Origin of the sequence: uncultured Paraglaciecola sp. (genome assembly GCF_963977085.1) — a bacterium.
GTDB lineage: Bacteria > Pseudomonadota > Gammaproteobacteria > Enterobacterales > Alteromonadaceae > Paraglaciecola.
The window spans coordinates 110,308-127,020 of the sequence record NZ_CAXBNC010000004.1 but is presented as its reverse complement, the minus strand read 5'-3'; the positions used below and the strand labels follow the sequence as shown (position 1 = coordinate 127,020).

Sequence of the window (16,713 nt, the reverse complement as noted above, 5' to 3'; positions counted from 1 at the left end):
TTATGGGACTACTTTGATAAACCTGATGGTTTACATGTAGATTCAACAAAGCAAATTTAATGCCTAATTTAGCCTGAATTTAAAATGACTGCGTTATCTATCAAAGGTAAGCTGCATACTGAATCTATGAAGTAATTTAAGGGTCAAATGTTGGAAGCTTTGATAATAATACTCACTGTCACTATGCTTGGCATTACATTGGCACCATTGCTACCTTCCAACCATTGGCTGTGCCGAGTATGGGAATTTCCTAGAGTACAAATTGCATTTCTGACAATTTGTGTATTAGCTTCAAGTTTGTATATAACCTCGCCACTACTGCAGATCGTTTTGGTAATGACCAATGCCTTAGTCGCCATTTATCAACTGGCTTGGATATTTCCTTACACGTCCTTATACCCCAAACAAGTTCCTAAAGCACAGGCAACAGACTCTACTCAGTCGATTAAAATTTTAACCAGTAACGTATTGATGACAAACCACAGCTCTGAAAAGCTCGTTGATTTGATCTCATTACATCAACCCGACGTCGTCATCACACTTGAAACAGATGATTGGTGGCAAAATGCATTAGTAGCAATTCATTCCGATTACCCATATAGAGTGAACCGTCCTTTGGACAACTTGTATGGGATGCATCTATACAGCAAGTTTGTATTGGAGGATGTAAAAGTAATGGATCTTATTGAAGAAGGCGTACCTTCTATGCATTGTTATCTCAAAATGAAAGATGAGCGCCGAGTTAAATGTCATTTTCTGCATCCTGCCCCACCCAGCCCAACTGAGAACGACAGTGCTAAGCCTAGAGATAAGGAATTATTATTGATAGCAAAAGAGGTTGCCAACAATACAGAACCCACCATTGTCACTGGAGACCTAAATGACGTAGCTTGGTCACCAACGACCCGAGCCTTTAGACGTATTAGTGGTCTACAAGACCCAAGAATAGGCCGAGGTATGTTTAACACCTTCCATGCAAATTACCCTGTTATGCGTTGGCCACTTGACCATATTTTCCATAGTCAACATTTTGCTTTGGCTAGTATCCAAAGACTGCCATCTATTGACTCCGACCACTTTCCTTTATTAAGCGAGCTGGTTTACTTAGAAAACTAAAATTAACTTGGCTTATTTTGTGTTTCGGATTTTGAAGGCGCTTTCAAGCTACTAATAGAGTTTTCCACTTTAAGGCTATAGGCTTCAACAAATGCATTTCTCAGTATTCCTAGAAGTGCATCAAACGTAGACACATTAGGGTTATCTAATACCCCTGAAATCGGCACTCTTGTTGCTAATAACTTTTTATTATCATTCTCAAATAAAGTAGCCAACGCCCCGCCAACGATATCCAACATGAGTCGAATGGGATTATCGCCATCCTCGACTACATCTTCATGCCAGGAGAATACATCTAGCTCATAAATCCCGGCCTGAACATAGCCTGTGACTTTTCCTTCAATTGACTTTAACTCACAGGCTAAATCTATCTGACCCGCTTCAAAGTCAAAAGGCGCGTAAAATTTCATTAGAGAATCAATGTAAGAGACGGGTAACTTAGCCATTTCAAGATTGATATCAAAGGTTGGTTCTTGGGTATTGGGATCAAAAGTGCCGTTTATCAAAAGCTTGGCATGATCCTGAATATCCCCCTGCAACACCACTTGGGCGATATTATCCTTTTCTTTTGAATTGGAAATGTGAGTCACAGTGAGCTGAATGTTTTGCACTGTAAATCTAGAACGTTTGAGCTTCGATTCAGCATCCATGCTAAAAGTAGCATTCTTTACGGTCAGTTTATCAATTGCAAAGGGGCTCAATGTACGGGCTAAGCCTAACCAGGTTTTCTGGTCTGTTACCGCTGCAGATTCAAATACCTTATTTTGAGGCCTGTCGTACAGGCTTATCTGTGGTGCAATTAAAACAATTTCAGCCACTAACTCACCTTGTAATAATGCACTCCATAAAATTGAAATATCCATTCGCTCCCAAACAAATAACGGAAGTTCTTGGCCATCTCCGGTCTGTCGAATGTTGCCTTGGAATATACTATAAGACCCAGAAATTAGCGCCAAATCGACATCGGCCACTGTTCCGCTGATCCCTTGAGTATTTTCGATTGTACGGTTTGCATACCAAGTAAGAATACTTGGAGCCGCGACCCTAGCAAGAATTAAAGTTACAAGCAGGCAGATCATAATGATGCGAGAGAGCTTAAACGATTGATACCAATTCATTACTGTTTTCCGTTAAATGTAGAAGTTAATAACTACTTTTTAGCTATCACCCACACAGCATGAATGATGCCAGGCAGATACCCGAGGATTGTTAGCAAGATGTTCAGCAATAGCGTTTTAGACAAACCTACTTGTAGAAAAACACCAATAGGGGGTAATAAAACAGCGAGAATAATACGTAAAATATCCATAAATTGTCCTCAGAATAAAATTGCAATAACAAGCTCAAGTCTAAAAAATGGCCTTGGCCACTAACTTAGTTTTACCTCGAACATAACAGCAACAGCAATTGTTGTACCAGCGGCGCCCCCTATCTGAACGAACAAGCTAAGCATATGAATTAGAAGTATTTTATTGAGACTAACAAGCAAAATTTCAGTACCAATCAATCACCACCTATAAGCTGAGACTAGGGCAATTATTCAAAATGAATGTAACTTTTACTTAACGTTGCTTACGCAATAACCTTACTTTGCAAACTTAAGTCTATACATTGTAATAGCGCAACCATCTAAACAGCCTTATAAAAACAACCCTAACAGGCTATCAAGTTGACTCGCTGAATTTAGTTTTATAGTGAGAAAAGTTGACACTTAACCTTGTAAAACTTACAAGACTTACCAATCCCTGCGACATAAACTCCTTACTTTTTACATATATTTCAATTACTTAATTCGATGGCATGGGACTTGATTGAACTTGAGTGCAGTATAGAGTAATCAAAATTTCAGCCTTGAACGAGCTGACTGTTTTTAACGAATTATCAACAGGAGAAATGAGATGAACAATGACATTATGAAAGGTAAATGGAAACAAGCATCAGGCTCACTCAAAGCGAATTGGGGAAAACTTACAGACGATGACCTTCAGGAAATTGATGGCAACTTGGAAAAGTTTCAAGGGAAGATGCAAGAGAAGTACGGCATGGCCAAAGATGAAGCAGAGAAAATATTTAACAAAAGTCACGCTTAAACAAACACAGCGCTAAGCCTGCTTAGCGCTGCTCCATTCTTATAAACATCAGAGATCTGTCATGGAACTACTAAAAATCGAAAAATTTTGGAGTTTAATTAACGACAAACTAGAAAGCTGGCTAGAAGCAGGCATAAAGCATCTTCCCAATTTTATAGTCGCCATATTAATCGCCATTACTTTTTCTATCATCGCCAGAATTGCTGGCAAGGCAATGAAAAAAGTTTTACTAAAAACATTAGAGTCTCCGCAGATCGCCAACTTATTAGCCTCCATTTTTAAAATGTGTGTACTCATTGCTGGGATCTTTATTGCCTTAGACTTCTTAGGGTTAACAGGTACAGTGACATCGCTACTCGCTGGTGCAGGTATTGTAGGTTTAGCCATTGGCTTTGCATTCCAAGACATGACCGAAAACCTGATTGCGGGTATCGCTATGGGGATCCGTAAACCCTTTCAAATAGGCGATGTAGTTGAAGCTGACAAAGTGTTTGGCACAGTTAAAACAATTAATTTAAGAAACACTTTAGTAGAAACATTTTTTGGTCAGTTGGAAGTGATACCCAACAAGATATTATTCAGAAATATCCTAACAAATTATTCGACTAGCGGGTTCAGGCGTATAGAGATCCCTGTAGGTATATCCTACGCGGATGATCCAGAAAAAGCAGCAGAAGTCATAGTAGAGCAAATTAATCAGTATGACTTTGTTATCAAAAAGCAAGAAACCGCAGTTTTTGCCAAAGACTTTGGTGACAGCAGCATTAATCTACTGCTGTGGTTCTGGATTGCTTATCCCGGTGAGACAGGTTTTATGCAGGCAAGGCATCAAGCTGTCATTGGCGTTAAAAAAGCCCTTGAGAATGCAGATATCTTGATACCTTTTCCTATTCGCACTTTGGACTTTGGTGCCAAAGGGGGAGTGAAATTAAATTCAATGCTCAAAGCCAACTCTATTACAAATAACAATAAAACAAGTGATACTGCTCCTAGTAATGAATCAACTTGAAATTCATAACATTTATACAATTAAGCCATGTAATATTTACTGAGTTATCTTACGGCTTACAACAATCACCGTAAAATAACTATATTTTACATATAGTTATGCTTTGGCTTAGTTCTTGATTGTATATCCCCGAAAGAATGTCGATGTGACATTCATGTCAATCAAACCGGGGAACTCTATGCATTATTTTACTGGCTTTACCTTAAGTTGTTTTTTGATATTGGTGGGTTGTGCCGCACCTCAAGCCACCCGCTATCAAGCGACATCCGCAGAAAACGAATTTGGTTACACTCAAACTCAATTAACCGATACTCAACACCGAATTGAATTTGTTGGTAATCGTTTTACCGAAGCATCACGTATTAAAGATTACGCTATGCTCAGAGCAGCAGAACTTACAATCCAAAAAGGTTACGACTGGTTTACTATCTTGACCAGCGAGACCGATAGAGAAACAAAAACGCGCTCAGAAATGTTAGTTTCTGGTACAGCATCAAACCAAGTTGTGCGTCAATGTGGATTGTTAGGTTGTTCGAGTTATGTCACCCCGGGTTATTCTGGCGCCAGACTCGAAACCTATGTAGTGGATGGGAAGGTAAGCACCAGTTTGCAAATTTCTATGGGAAAAGGCGAGGCGCCAGATCCAAGCTCTGCATTTAATGCAAAGGAATTGGCAACAAATATGCGTCAAAATATTAAATAAAGGAGTAAAAAATGGATCTGAATCGCGGTAAATGGTCTTCCCTAGTCTTGCTAGTGATATTGACTTTGTTAGCGGGTTGCGCAAGTAAAAACCAACTTGAACAAGGGCAAAGTCAGCTATTTCAAACTGGCGTGAGTAGAGAACAAGACCAGCCCGTGATTAAAAGTGAGGCAGCCATTGAGGTAAAAACCTCAAATGGGGTGGTTGCCATTACCCCTACAGTGGTTGGCTATTCTGAAACACAATTTGACGATCCTTTTGAATCCATTAATCGCCCTATTTTTGCGGTCAATCATGTCGTATATACCTGGGTACTTAACCCTCTTGCCAAGGGATACACCGCTATTATGCCCGACCCAGCTGAAGTCGCTGTGAGTCAGTTTTTCAGCAATTTACGAGAACCTTTAAATGCTATTAATCATCTTTTACAGGCTAACGGCAAAAAAATGGGCAGTAGTTTAGGGCGCTTTATAATCAATAGTACCTTAGGTGTATTGGGGATCTTTGATCCAGCAAATGCCTGGTTTGAGATTAAACCCCATAGGGCTACATTAAACGATACATTAACCACTTGGGATGTAGGTTATGGCGCTTATATCGTACTTCCTATACTTGGGCAAAGTGATGTGAGAAATGGCGTTTCGACTTTAACCGAATCCACTTTTGCTCCGGTGACTTTCGTATCAGAACCACCTCAAACTCAATATATTCAGGCTTATGATGGATTTCATGAGTTTTCTCCTAGAGCATCAAGTTATGAGACCTTGTACAAAGAAAGCGACGACCCTTATGTTTTTTTTCGCAATATGTATATGCAATCGCTGTTGCGAGATAAAGAGTATCAAAACTATCAGGAAAAAACGCCAGAGCCATCTGACCCAACAGTAACAGTTGAAGGCCAAACTCATGATTGATCAGCGCACTCTATGGCTAACACAAAAACCGCTAATAACAGTCATATCTGTATTGCTGTTAACCCTATGCCTAGGTTGGTTTGTTCAGTATTTTAAAATCGATGCGTCAGCCGAAACATTGCTGGTAAAAGACAATAAACTCTATATTCAAAGTCAGATAATGAATCAAAGGTTTTCTCCTGACGAATTTATATTATTAGCCTACGAACCCAAACAGCATGACGTATTTAGCGACAAAACCTTTGAAGATATCCAAGCCTTATCTAAAAAATTAAAAACCTTACCAAGAGTAAGAAGTGTCACCCACATATTAAATGTGCCTTTGCTATCACAAATGAGCGAGCTAGATCCCAAGCTAGTCGCGGCAGACTGGACTTGGCAAAGCAAACAATTTAGCCACCAGCAAATGCGCCAAATATTTGATCAGCATCCTATTTTTACAGACTTGTTGGTTAATCAAAAAATGTCGGCCACATCTATTCAAATTATCTTTAAACAAGATCCCACATTAATCGAAATCGAAACAAAGATAATTAACCTTGATAAAAAACGTTTAACGGATCAATTTACCGAACAAGACGCCACAAAAGTAGAACAACTTAAAGCACAAGCCGATCCTATTCGACAAAAATTAAACAAAGAGCGAGAGCAAGAAATTGAACAAATCTATGGCTTCGCCGCTATGGTCAAAAGTGACGCCAACGTCTACCTGGGAGGCTCCTACGTTTTAGGTCACCAATTAATTAATATTATCCGCGCAGATCTGAAATTATTTGGAAGTGCCATTGGCCTCGCCATTTGTATAATGTTGTTTGTTTTGTTTAGAAGCTGGCGCTGGGTGATTATTCCAATCGCTTGTTGTGTGACTAGTGTGATCATGACTATGGGGCTATTTGGTATTTTTGATCTGCGCACTACTGTTATCTCTTCAAACTTTATCGCCTTACAACTCATTCTTACTTTAGCCATATGTGTGCATCTAATTGTGCAATATCGACAACTTGCCAACGATGACCCCGACGCCTCTCAAGCTCAATTGGTCAGTGCAACCTTGCGAAAAAAAATCAAGCCGTGTTTTTATGCAGGTATCACCACTTCGGTAGGTTTTGGCTCACTTATTTTTAGTGGTATTCAACCAGTGGTGAGTTTTGGTTGGATGATGATCATTGCCATGTTTGTGTCCATTGGACTGTCATTGATATTTTTACCGGCATTATTGTGTTTATTTTCTCGCAGTCAAAAAGCTGCGCCCAACAAACTAAGTCAAAACTTTATTGAATGGGTATCTGTTACCACCCTAAAACACTCAGGCAAAGTAATTGTATTATTTGTGGTGGTCACTGGGATCGCCATTTTAGGGTTATTCCGCCTCAGCGTCGAAAACAGTTTCTTAAACTACTTTGCCCAAGACACCCAAGTACATCAAGAATTAACCTTTATTGATCAACAGTTTGGTGGCTCAACACCTTTCGATATCATTATTGATATTCCAGCAGATATGCAAAAAACAGACTTGGCATTAAGTGCTAAAAGTATCCAACAATTACAAGTGGCACAAACCATACTCAAACAATATCCTGCAAGTGGCAACACTACCTCAGTCGTTAACTTCACAGAATTGGCCATGAAATTGAACCAAGGTCGCCCTCTGACTGAATACGAACTCACCGCTATTTACCGCTTAGTGGATGAAAATTTGCGAGAGACCTTATTGGGTAGTTATTTTTCAATAGACAATCAGCAATTACGCCTCAGCAGCAGAGTAAAAGACAGTACTGAGGGATTTAATCGCAAAGAATACCTAGAAAATTTGCGAGCGGATCTTAAAACCAATGGATTTACTGAAGATCAATATCAATTTACCAATTTATTTGTGCTCTATCAGGACATACTGCAGCGTTTATTTAACTCACAGATTTTGACCTTAGGCATAGTCTATATCGCCCTTTTATTGGTGATGTGGGTGCTGTTTAAACGACTATCAGTGGCACTCGTTGCCTTGGTGCCAAACGTGATTTGTACCTTAGTTATACTGGCCGTGATGGGTTACGCCAACATTCCCTTAGACTTGATGACTATCACTATTGCTGCCATAGCCATGGGTATTGCAGTGGACGATACCATACATTTTGTACACCATTATTTGCATGGAGACTCAAAACCTAAAGAAGCCGTGAAGCAGGCCTACTTTAGTGTGGGATACGCGATGTTATTCACCACAGTCATCATTTGTGTCGGTTTTGCATTATTAGCGTTTTCTGATTTTGTGCCCAGCATGCTGTTCGGTTTACTCACTGCATTGGCAATGGTCGTTGCCCTAATCACAGACTTAACCCTATTACCTGCACTGTTAACCCGTTTTATTACCCCAGCGGTGGCTAAACCAAACTAGTCACTTGATTTTGCGGCGGCTTTGGCATTAGTCACACTGCCGCCAGTCAGGGCAATTCGCATGGCTTTTTCGACGTCTATATCAAGAGGAGTCAATTGGTCGCTGTCGATATACAGGGTATAGCCACCAATTTGATAACTCAGTGGAATATACACACCGAGCTTCTCATTATTGTTAAATAATATTTTGGCGCTTTCATGACTAGTGACAAATCCAATTAAGTGAATACTCTCGGTAATTTTGACCGACACCACACTTTGCATCTTTTGGCGTTTACCTATATTAATCAGATTAACGGCATCTTGGATGGCCCCATAAATGGTTTTAATAACAGGGATACGCTCAAATAACTTTCCACTCCATGCAATAACCGAGCTAATCACATAAGCATTGACCGCTAATCCCACCACCAACAAAAACACTAACCCTAATATTAATCCCAGACCCGGGAAGTAAAATTGTGATGGAATAAGAGGCGTCAAACTGGTTTCTATGGTTGTCACCAACCACACCAAAAAATACACAGTAAGGGTTATAGGTAAAAGTGCTAACAACCCTTGCACTATCAATAGAGATATTTTTCTTAACACTAGGTGTCCATCAATCAAATAAGAGTAATCAAGCTGATATTAAAACACTTGAGAATACGTTTAGCTAAACATTATGTTCAAGGCTAAGCAGTAAATAAGCACATAAATAACGGGACTATATTCCTAATTTCCCTGCGACTTAAAATAATGAAATGTATGAATAAGAATTTTCAGAATGTCAGTACATACTAACACAATTGCAACAGCCTTGCCCTTTTACGGCTAACGTAGTTAGAGGATGAGTAGTTACACATCCAAGTCTAGATCTCCATCTTTAAAAGCTTTACCAAGTCCCCTAAAGAAAAAAGCAATGGCTCTATAGGGAAATTCAATGAGCACTTCAAGGGCGTCATACCACGCACTTTCACCATCATACTTTGGTGGCCATAAATAATGGGCACAAACAAAAGCCAGTAGACTGAAAAATAACAAGACCCAATCGAAGCTATAAATAATCAGATCTACAATAAAATATGCACTGACTATAAATATACAGACTGACAAAAATACTCGAAAATTATTCATCATTCTAAATACACCTAACACTTATCATTAGCATTTTTAATTTTTACCTTTGATTTACTTAGGTAATTATGACTTTTTAAATATCAAATATAATCCACAGTTAACTAAATCCCTTAACAAAAGGCAAATATTGCTGTTTCCCAAGCTTGGGGTCCTCCCAGTTTCTAGTTGACCCATTTTATCTTGAAGTGTGTATCACTCATTAGTAGGCTAGAATTAGCCAAGATGAAGCATCCATCATTGGTTCAAAGCACTTTATATAAGGCATATCAACATTAGCTGCGTTTGCAGAAAAATTTGATTTTTTACCCCCTTTTTCTATTAGGCGAAAACCAAACTTATATAAGTGATGAAAATATGCAATCTACAAACAGCTTTGTTATAGATCTTAAGCAACAAAAATTCTATTGCTACAAAACGTTTAAATGCGATCCACAATGGCGATAAATTAGCTATACAAAAAGTTGCTGAGTTTCACCCCACGTTCCCCCAAATCAATTCAGATAACATACAACTCGCCGATGTTCAGCATGCGCTAGCACGAGAGCTTGGCGTGGCATCTTGGAGCAAACTCAAACAGCATATCAAAATACTACAGCAACACCGTCAAGCTATCATTGAGCATCATGCCCCGTTAGACAGTGACCCTTGTACTCTTCATGTGCGCTGCGGCCACGACATCCAGGGATTATTAAAAGAAGCGGGCTTTAAGGGAGATTTCTTAGCTTTGATAGATCCTTTATGTATAGGTCCATTACCTGCTTCAAAAAAAGACTTTATTGTAAGGCGAGCCAAATATGTGCATCAATACATACTTCCAATAATAGGGCGCAGTGGCGAGGAGGAAATGAGCAATATTATTGATTCCGAAACCCAAAATAGGGTGACGCTGCTTAGTGACAAATACCAAAGGATTGTTTTTTGGGTCGAGCATGATAGCTACGACCAATTCATGTTGGTTTATGCCTTAACCCAACTAGTGCACATCTCTGATAAGGAGATTGAGATCATCGAAATCAATCAGTTTCCTGGTACAGAAAGGTTCATAGGTTTGGGACAATTACCTGCGGAAGCAATCCGCTCTTGTTGGCAAAGTCGCAAAGCCGTCACTGCAAAAATGATGCTTAGCGCCCACAAGAGTTGGCAAGCACTAACTTACTCAAAACCATCTTTATTGGTTGAGTTATTACAAAAAAACGAAATTGATTGTTTACTAAATATGTCGAATGCACTTACACGACATCTTCAAGAGTTACCCAACCGAACTACAGGCTTGAGCCTGACACAAACTATCGCGCTGCAAGTTTTGTTTGATAGATGTGAGCCCATAACAATCAATGCTTGGTTTGCCGACTATCAAAAAAATGAACCTTTGCCTTTTTTAGGTGATGTGATGTTTTACGCTTTATTACTGCCTCTGACAAAAAACACAAAACCTTTGTTCAACATTGAGAATAAAGCAAGTGCTTGGGAGCAACAGTTGGTATCCATCACAGCGCAAGGTATCGCCTGTATTAATGGCGAAACCACCTTTATTCAAGATTATTGGGTGGGCGGGATCCATTGTAGAAAAACCGCACAGTGGCAATGGGATCATCAAAAAACCAACACATTATTTTTACAAAGGTTTAATGGTGATTGATTGTAAAAACCTTAATTTCCCAGACTGTTAAGAAGCAACAATGAGCCTTGTATTCGAGCTTAACAAAGTTGTTCCATTCATTTTATTTGTCCTCTCTAAAGTTCAATTGCACTGTTAAGTCTTTTTGATAAATAGCCACGCCATCCACTATCTTAGGACTGTATCGCCACTTACTTAAGGCTTCTATTGCCTTTTCATCAAAACGATTATCAGGCTCAGAAATTAAGACTTTAATATTGCCTGGTTCTCCTTGTTCATTTATGTCAAAAGACATTTGTACAAAACCGTCTAAAGCGGTATTTGTTGTAGAGGTACAAGAAGTAATCAATAGTAATATCGAGAGTATTAAGGCTAGGTTTTTCATTAGCAATCCTTTGTAAACGAATGTTTTAAAATGGCGCGAGCAATCTACACAGATACCATAAAATACCAGTTTCCTAAAAAAAATCACCTATCAAAATCCTAAATGAAAAATAACTGGCCTAAGTTGATTATATTTTTATTATCAATAGAATGTGTAAAAAACAAACCTAATAAAAACGACAATACGGAGTTACTCAAGGGATATGTACAGCAAACTTATAATCACTTTATTTTTACTATTACCAATCAGTGCCCTTCATGCTGAATCCTTACCACTAGAATACTTCAATCAAATGCCGATGTTACAAAATCCTGTCATTTCACCAAATGGTGAACATCTGGCAGGAATTTATAACAGTAATGAAAAAACCCAAGTTGTGGTCATGCCGTTTGGCACTCAAGATTTAAAAGCACTGGTTACTTTGGGTGGTGAAAAATATCGCATCGAAAGTATTAATTGGGCTAACAATAAAAGGCTACTCATTAATGTAAGCCAACCTTACGATTATGAAGGCTTAAAATTAAGAACCACACATCTATATTCTGCAGATCTTGAAGCTAAAAACGTTTTTGAAATGCGCCGCTCAGTGAACGCTAGGGTTAGCACCAAAACCACCAAATTAGATTTCTATTTTAACAGTCCTCGCTTACTGAATATCTTACCCAATGATGCCGACCACATTCTGGTCACCACTAGGGATTCGAGAGATGGCAACTATGCGTCCGTTTATAAAGTGAATGTGAATGATGGGAAATTTGAGAAACATATTGCTAACAGCAACAGGATAAACAACTGGATCACCGACAAAAATGGTGAAATTTTACTGGCAATTGGTGGCAGCGATAGGGCTCGAAATGAAACTAAATACGTCTACATCAGAGAAAATCAAGACGCTGATTGGAAACTGATTAAAACCTATACCCCTTTTGAATCAGAAACATTTGATCCTATCATGTATGAAAAAGAAACTAATTCTCTGCTGCTATTGTCTGACCATGAGTTAAATAAAACCGCACTTTGGCGCTTCGATATCGAGAAGAACGAATTTTCTGAACTTGTAGCACAAGCGCCTGGAAAGTTTGATATTACCGATGTGATTTTTAAACCAAGTCATACTGAAATGAATGTCATTGGTTATACCTACGTTGATAATTTTGTGCGACGCGTTTATTGGGATTCAGAGCAAAAAAATATCGGCAACCAGTTGGCTGGACTACTGTCTAAAAGTGGTTTACAGAGTAACATTTATGACTATAGCCTAGACGAAAATCGATACATTATTTCTGCAATAAGTGACTCTAGCCCAGTCAAATATTATCTGTTCGATAAGAATAAAAAAAGCTTGAGTCTTTGGTTTAGTCAGTTCCCTTATCTTGAGGGTCAATCACTGGCTAATGTAACCCCCATTACGTTCAACGCTAGAGACGGCATGGAATTATATGGATACATCACCTTGCCAAACGGTGTCGAAAAACCACCGGTTATTTTATTTCCTCACGGTGGCCCATTTGCTCGAGATTATCAATATTTTGATCCCTATGTGCAAATGATGGCGAATGAAGGGTACGCGGTATTACAAGTAAACTTCCGCGGCTCGACTGGTTATGGCAATGAGTACATGACCAGTGGCTACCATCAATGGGGAAAGACCATGCAAACCGACTTGTTAGATGCCTATGAATGGTTATTGGCTACTGAATTAGTGCATAAAGACAAAGCCTGTATAGCAGGAGCCAGTTATGGTGGCTACGCCGCTTTGGTGGCTGGTTACCAAACACCTGAACTGTTTGACTGCATAGTCAGTATTGCTGGTGTTTCAGACTTAGCAGATCAAATGACAATGTGGCGAAGATTAGGCTATTTCGATTATATTGATAATGCAGTAAATGATGATGACACCGACATTGAGGCGGTTTCCCCCTATTATCATGCAGACAAATTTAAAAAGCCTGTGTTACTTATTCATGGTAAGAAAGACACCCGTGTGAGTTACCGCCAGTCTAATTCCATGTATGACCAGCTAAAGTCAGCAGGCAAAGACGTCAAATATAAAGAATTTGAATACGGCACACACTTCTTAGACGATGCCACAAACCGAATTCATGCCATGGAATTGATGAAGGATTTTTTTGAAGAACACTTAAAATAACCCTAATAAAACATAATGGAGCAGTGTCATTGCGCTGCGCCATTATTTTATGGCAATTATCTGTGGCCAATACCCTAATTGCAGAAGAACGAACCAACTTACCCGCTTAAATATAAATCCCCACAATAAAGTAAAAAATAACCCTAAGACTCAAATCATTTTGCCAAAATACACAAAACAGCTCATCTAACTACAAGTTGCATTATCTTTATTTAGAGACTGAAAAAATCAACGCAATCCTAGCGTTAATGGCTTTTGTATCGTCTTCGGCTAGAGGTTGTTTATTTTGTTGTTCTTGTATCATTTTAGTTTGGCGTATAACAAATTGTTGCTGCTCGTCACTTTGGGCAAACCTCATCAAGTTATGCAAAGACTCGAGTAGCCTGATGGTGACGGCGACATTATTATTGGCTTGTTGCCTGATTTGTTCAAATGCTGCGCTGGCAATATTCTCAAAGGTTAAAACTTTACATACTAAACGCAAATTGCCAGCTTGGTCATAATGCTGCTTTGCCGGAAACGTTTTATTGGTGAGCTCACACAATACAGAGTTAAGTTTATCGATACATGTAATTGCGGAATAGGGGTCGTTAATCCCAGGAGAAAGCGCTCGCAAAGCAATTTCAACCAATTGATGGATGGCAAACTCAGGATCTTGAACTGGTGTTCTATATGCTCCCAACACTATTTTATCTGACGTGTTATTAACTATGGTATCAGGCATTGTATTATCTGCATGAACAACCGCTATCACGGAATCTTTTACAACAAAATCTCCGGGGCCAAACCTACACTCAATCTGCACTTCATTTTCAGTCGCAAGGGTTAACAGTGCATCCTGTTCAATGGTCTGTATATACCCACTGCACTTTGCTAAAACATCAAACTGCTGGGTACCCAGTGTAAAAGCAGTAGTGGTTGAGTCTTCAGTTTTTGCGGTTTCTGGCTGCTTGTGAATGCAAGGAAAGAGACTTGCAATACCACTTTGCAGCTCTCGATAAACATCGTCAATTACTACATCTGCTTGAATAGACTTAGCCACATGATGAATAAAATAAATCAAAACACCAACACTAATAGATGTCATCATCACTGCAATAATCACAGTCAATCCAGGTTTAAAAGTGTAGGGCTCTTGAAAACTGATGGCACAAAATACTAGGATACAATATAAAAAATTCGAGATAAAAGAACCCAGTACGACTTGCGTGCCAGTATCCATCATAAAGTTTCGCAGTAAACGTGGACCAAATTGCGAAGAAGCTAAGGTTAAGGCAACAATAGTGATAGAAAAAGCGATGCTAGTTACGGTAATCATCGCCCCTGCAATTGTTCCCAACAAAGAACGAATAGCCTCAATATCAATGCTATATATGATGGGGATCTTAAGATCATAACGCGCCATAAAAAAAGCATCAATGTACACCGCAGAGCAGGCCAGTACTATAGAAGATAACACCATAAAACTAGGGACAAACCAAAAGCTGGTACGTGCTTTTTCTATTATTGGTGCATATTTGATAATATTAAATTGCATCACATCACTCTGTTTTTATAAGCTTAATTCCATTAAAAGACCTATTGCGCCTTTCTGCAGTTTTAATAAAGCATCTAAACCATCACTTTAAGTGAGCTTGGTTGCACCTTCAGAATAAGTGCATCGGCTTGACGGTTTTCGCCATCTACCATGTACTTTAGTGGTGAATGACTAGAAATTCGAACCCGGCTACTTTGCCTAAATTGAATATCAGGGTTAACCTCTGCCCCAGCCAAGCCACTAAAGGCCAAATCGGCTAAATTAAACACCTGAGCGGATACAGAATGGTTGCTAGGCAACCAAGTGATATCTAACAGGCCATCAGCAATGTTGGGACCCCCTCCCCCTTGTGCGAGAACAGTAGAAAATGGCGCAGCATTGGCGACCACTAAACTTGTTGTTTCAATAGTCAATTCAGGGGCTTCATCAAACTTAACTTTCAGATGAAAAGTTTCATCAAGTTGTACTGCATTCCACAAACCTTTTAGATACGCAAATTGCCCACCAAGGTCTTTTTCTTGGCGATCTGCCGATTCTATCATTTTCTGTCCAAACCCAATGCTTGCCATCAGCAATACCAACTCGTCATTACACAAAGCGGTATCAATAGTTTTAGGTTTACCTGCAATAATCGCTTCACAACATAAAGCAATGGGATACACTTTTGATCCCGTGCCATGTAATACATGACTAAAAGCATTAGTGGTTCCCATAGGGATCACTCCCAAAATATTCGCTGTTTTAGTCACGACAGAGGCCACTTCTGAAACTGTGCCATCTCCACCACAAGCCACTACTACCTTATGACCTTTCTTTATGGCTTTTTGAGTGAGGCTTTCGGCCGTAATATCAACTTTAGTTTCGAAAACTGACACTGCATATTTCACCGACAAACGTTGGATGATTTCGTCTTTATTGTCTTGCCACTTGCCGCCTCCAGAGACGGGATTAGCAATAATAGCCAAAGGTTGTTTTATAGACAGGATCCCAGAAGCCTGAATTTTTTTTAAGGCTTTTAACTGCTTGCGATTCAGTCCAGCAGTGCGCCTAACGCCATGAATCGTTTCCAGCGCCTTAGCGATGTCCCATTCTGGGTATTTACTGAGTAAATAAGCCGCCATCACAAAAACCGATCGCCCCCTACCTAAGGCGCAATGGATCACTACTGGGTGCTCAGTTGTTTGTGTGTTTAACCAATTAATGGCATGCACTAGTTGATCAGATGTAGGACTTTGATGATCAAGTACTGGTACATTTAGATAATGAAGGTTGGCCTCCGTAGCTGACCAATCTAATCCATCAAACTCAGCAGTTACATCCAAGATAGCGCGGATACCATGGTGTTTCAGCTCCTCCATGTCAGATGGAAATAATCGGCAAGCTAGGAACAAATTGTCTTGTATTTTTTGTATGGCAGGCACTGAATCATTTTTACGAGCCCAAGTATTATAGAGCTGAACCCCAAAAAGAAATGGGATAAACAACCATCTAATATAAAAAGGAATAGAGCCGTCATGTTTTTTCCTGAATATTTCAGGTCGCTCAAAAACATAGGCGATGGCAACAGCAGAAAGCGAGCCACCTATCCAAAACCAAACCACACTGAAGTACATGCTTGGAGAATAGATCCCCGCTAAAAATGCTAAACATGCCGCCACAATGTAATAATAACTAAACGCCAT

General features: G+C 39.4%; 15 protein-coding genes. 8 read left to right on the top strand and 7 right to left on the bottom strand.

What is annotated here, in order from left to right:
• Positions 1 to 147: 147 nt before the first annotated feature.
• Positions 148 to 1,116, top strand: coding sequence for an endonuclease/exonuclease/phosphatase family protein (locus tag AAC000_RS06400; protein WP_339721110.1), 969 nt, complete (start codon positions 148 to 150; stop codon positions 1,114 to 1,116).
• Positions 1,117 to 1,118: 2 nt separating this feature from the next.
• Here the strand turns inward: AAC000_RS06400 and AAC000_RS06395 are convergent, their stop codons facing one another.
• The gene (locus AAC000_RS06395) at positions 1,119 to 2,234 is read right to left on the bottom strand and encodes a DUF748 domain-containing protein (RefSeq protein WP_339721108.1); all 1,116 of its coding nucleotides are present in this window, start codon (positions 2,232 to 2,234) and stop codon (positions 1,119 to 1,121) included.
• Between the two features lie 32 nt (positions 2,235 to 2,266).
• Positions 2,267 to 2,425 (bottom strand): YqaE/Pmp3 family membrane protein, encoded by a 159-nt coding sequence (locus AAC000_RS06390; RefSeq protein ID WP_339721107.1) that lies wholly within the window; start codon positions 2,423 to 2,425, stop codon positions 2,267 to 2,269.
• A 589-nt stretch (positions 2,426 to 3,014) separates the two neighbouring features.
• On the opposite strand from AAC000_RS06390, the gene AAC000_RS06385 reads away from it, so the two are divergent.
• The 5 genes from AAC000_RS06385 to AAC000_RS06365 all read left to right on the top strand — a co-directional run bounded on the left by AAC000_RS06385 (position 3,015) and on the right by AAC000_RS06365 (position 8,224).
• Positions 3,015 to 3,206, top strand: coding sequence for a CsbD family protein (locus AAC000_RS06385; RefSeq protein WP_339721105.1), 192 nt, complete (start codon positions 3,015 to 3,017; stop codon positions 3,204 to 3,206).
• A 61-nt stretch (positions 3,207 to 3,267) separates the two neighbouring features.
• Entirely contained in the window at positions 3,268 to 4,215 is a 948-nt protein-coding gene (locus AAC000_RS06380; protein WP_339721104.1) for a mechanosensitive ion channel family protein, read from the top strand.
• Between the two features lie 178 nt (positions 4,216 to 4,393).
• The gene (locus AAC000_RS06375) at positions 4,394 to 4,918 is read left to right on the top strand and encodes a hypothetical protein (RefSeq protein ID WP_339721103.1); all 525 of its coding nucleotides are present in this window, start codon (positions 4,394 to 4,396) and stop codon (positions 4,916 to 4,918) included.
• 11 nt (positions 4,919 to 4,929) lie between these two features.
• Entirely contained in the window at positions 4,930 to 5,832 is a 903-nt protein-coding gene (locus AAC000_RS06370; RefSeq protein WP_339721101.1) for a VacJ family lipoprotein, read from the top strand.
• A complete protein-coding gene (locus AAC000_RS06365; RefSeq protein WP_339721099.1) occupies positions 5,825 to 8,224 on the top strand; it encodes an MMPL family transporter in 2,400 nt (799 codons plus the stop codon). Before AAC000_RS06370 ends, AAC000_RS06365 begins: the two co-directional genes overlap by 8 nt.
• On the opposite strand, the gene AAC000_RS06360 is transcribed toward AAC000_RS06365, so the two are convergent.
• Both AAC000_RS06360 and AAC000_RS06355 read right to left on the bottom strand, forming a co-directional pair.
• Positions 8,221 to 8,814 (bottom strand): DUF502 domain-containing protein, encoded by a 594-nt coding sequence (locus AAC000_RS06360; protein ID WP_339721097.1) that lies wholly within the window; start codon positions 8,812 to 8,814, stop codon positions 8,221 to 8,223. The two genes, AAC000_RS06365 and AAC000_RS06360, sit on opposite strands and share 4 nt — an antisense overlap.
• Before the next feature lie 246 nt (positions 8,815 to 9,060).
• A complete protein-coding gene (locus tag AAC000_RS06355) occupies positions 9,061 to 9,342 on the bottom strand; it encodes a hypothetical protein (protein WP_339721095.1) in 282 nt (93 codons plus the stop codon).
• Between the two features lie 550 nt (positions 9,343 to 9,892).
• Between AAC000_RS06355 and AAC000_RS06350 the strand changes: the two genes are divergently transcribed.
• Positions 9,893 to 10,981: a DUF1835 domain-containing protein gene (locus tag AAC000_RS06350; RefSeq protein WP_339721094.1), complete on the top strand. Its 1,089-nt coding sequence runs from the start codon at positions 9,893 to 9,895 to the stop codon at positions 10,979 to 10,981.
• 82 nt (positions 10,982 to 11,063) lie between these two features.
• Here AAC000_RS06350 and AAC000_RS06345 read toward each other — a convergent pair whose 3' ends face one another.
• Entirely contained in the window at positions 11,064 to 11,345 is a 282-nt protein-coding gene (locus AAC000_RS06345; protein ID WP_339721092.1) for an energy transducer TonB, read from the bottom strand.
• Positions 11,346 to 11,547: 202 nt separating this feature from the next.
• Here AAC000_RS06345 and AAC000_RS06340 point away from each other — a divergent pair, with 202 nt between their 5' ends.
• On the top strand, positions 11,548 to 13,494 hold the full coding sequence (locus AAC000_RS06340) for a S9 family peptidase (protein ID WP_339721090.1): 1,947 nt from the start codon (positions 11,548 to 11,550) through the stop codon (positions 13,492 to 13,494).
• A 208-nt stretch (positions 13,495 to 13,702) separates the two neighbouring features.
• Here AAC000_RS06340 and AAC000_RS06335 read toward each other — a convergent pair whose 3' ends face one another.
• Positions 13,703 to 15,031, bottom strand: coding sequence for a DUF2254 domain-containing protein (locus tag AAC000_RS06335; protein WP_339721089.1), 1,329 nt, complete (start codon positions 15,029 to 15,031; stop codon positions 13,703 to 13,705).
• 74 nt (positions 15,032 to 15,105) lie between these two features.
• Positions 15,106 to 16,713 carry a diacylglycerol kinase family protein gene (locus AAC000_RS06330; RefSeq protein WP_339721088.1) on the bottom strand — a complete coding sequence of 536 codons (1,608 nt, stop codon included), beginning with the start codon at positions 16,711 to 16,713 and terminating at the stop codon, positions 15,106 to 15,108.

Bases quoted from the DNA above. Each gene is read 5' to 3' on its own strand.
- AAC000_RS06340 (WP_339721090.1), top strand. From the start codon at position 11,548: ATGTACAGCAAACTTATAATCACTTTATTTTTACTATTACCAATCAGT.
- AAC000_RS06395 (WP_339721108.1), bottom strand. From the start codon at position 2,234: ATGAATTGGTATCAATCGTTTAAGCTCTCTCGCATCATTATGATCTGC.
- AAC000_RS06355 (WP_339721095.1), bottom strand. From the start codon at position 9,342: ATGATGAATAATTTTCGAGTATTTTTGTCAGTCTGTATATTTATAGTC.
- AAC000_RS06390 (WP_339721107.1), bottom strand. From the start codon at position 2,425: ATGGATATTTTACGTATTATTCTCGCTGTTTTATTACCCCCTATTGGT.
- AAC000_RS06345 (WP_339721092.1), bottom strand. From the start codon at position 11,345: ATGAAAAACCTAGCCTTAATACTCTCGATATTACTATTGATTACTTCT.
- AAC000_RS06380 (WP_339721104.1), top strand. From the start codon at position 3,268: ATGGAACTACTAAAAATCGAAAAATTTTGGAGTTTAATTAACGACAAA.
- AAC000_RS06335 (WP_339721089.1), bottom strand. From the start codon at position 15,031: ATGCAATTTAATATTATCAAATATGCACCAATAATAGAAAAAGCACGT.
- AAC000_RS06365 (WP_339721099.1), top strand. From the start codon at position 5,825: ATGATTGATCAGCGCACTCTATGGCTAACACAAAAACCGCTAATAACA.
- AAC000_RS06370 (WP_339721101.1), top strand. From the start codon at position 4,930: ATGGATCTGAATCGCGGTAAATGGTCTTCCCTAGTCTTGCTAGTGATA.
- AAC000_RS06330 (WP_339721088.1), bottom strand. From the start codon at position 16,713: ATGGCGTTTAGTTATTATTACATTGTGGCGGCATGTTTAGCATTTTTA.
- AAC000_RS06375 (WP_339721103.1), top strand. From the start codon at position 4,394: ATGCATTATTTTACTGGCTTTACCTTAAGTTGTTTTTTGATATTGGTG.
- AAC000_RS06385 (WP_339721105.1), top strand. From the start codon at position 3,015: ATGAACAATGACATTATGAAAGGTAAATGGAAACAAGCATCAGGCTCA.
- AAC000_RS06400 (WP_339721110.1), top strand. From the start codon at position 148: ATGTTGGAAGCTTTGATAATAATACTCACTGTCACTATGCTTGGCATT.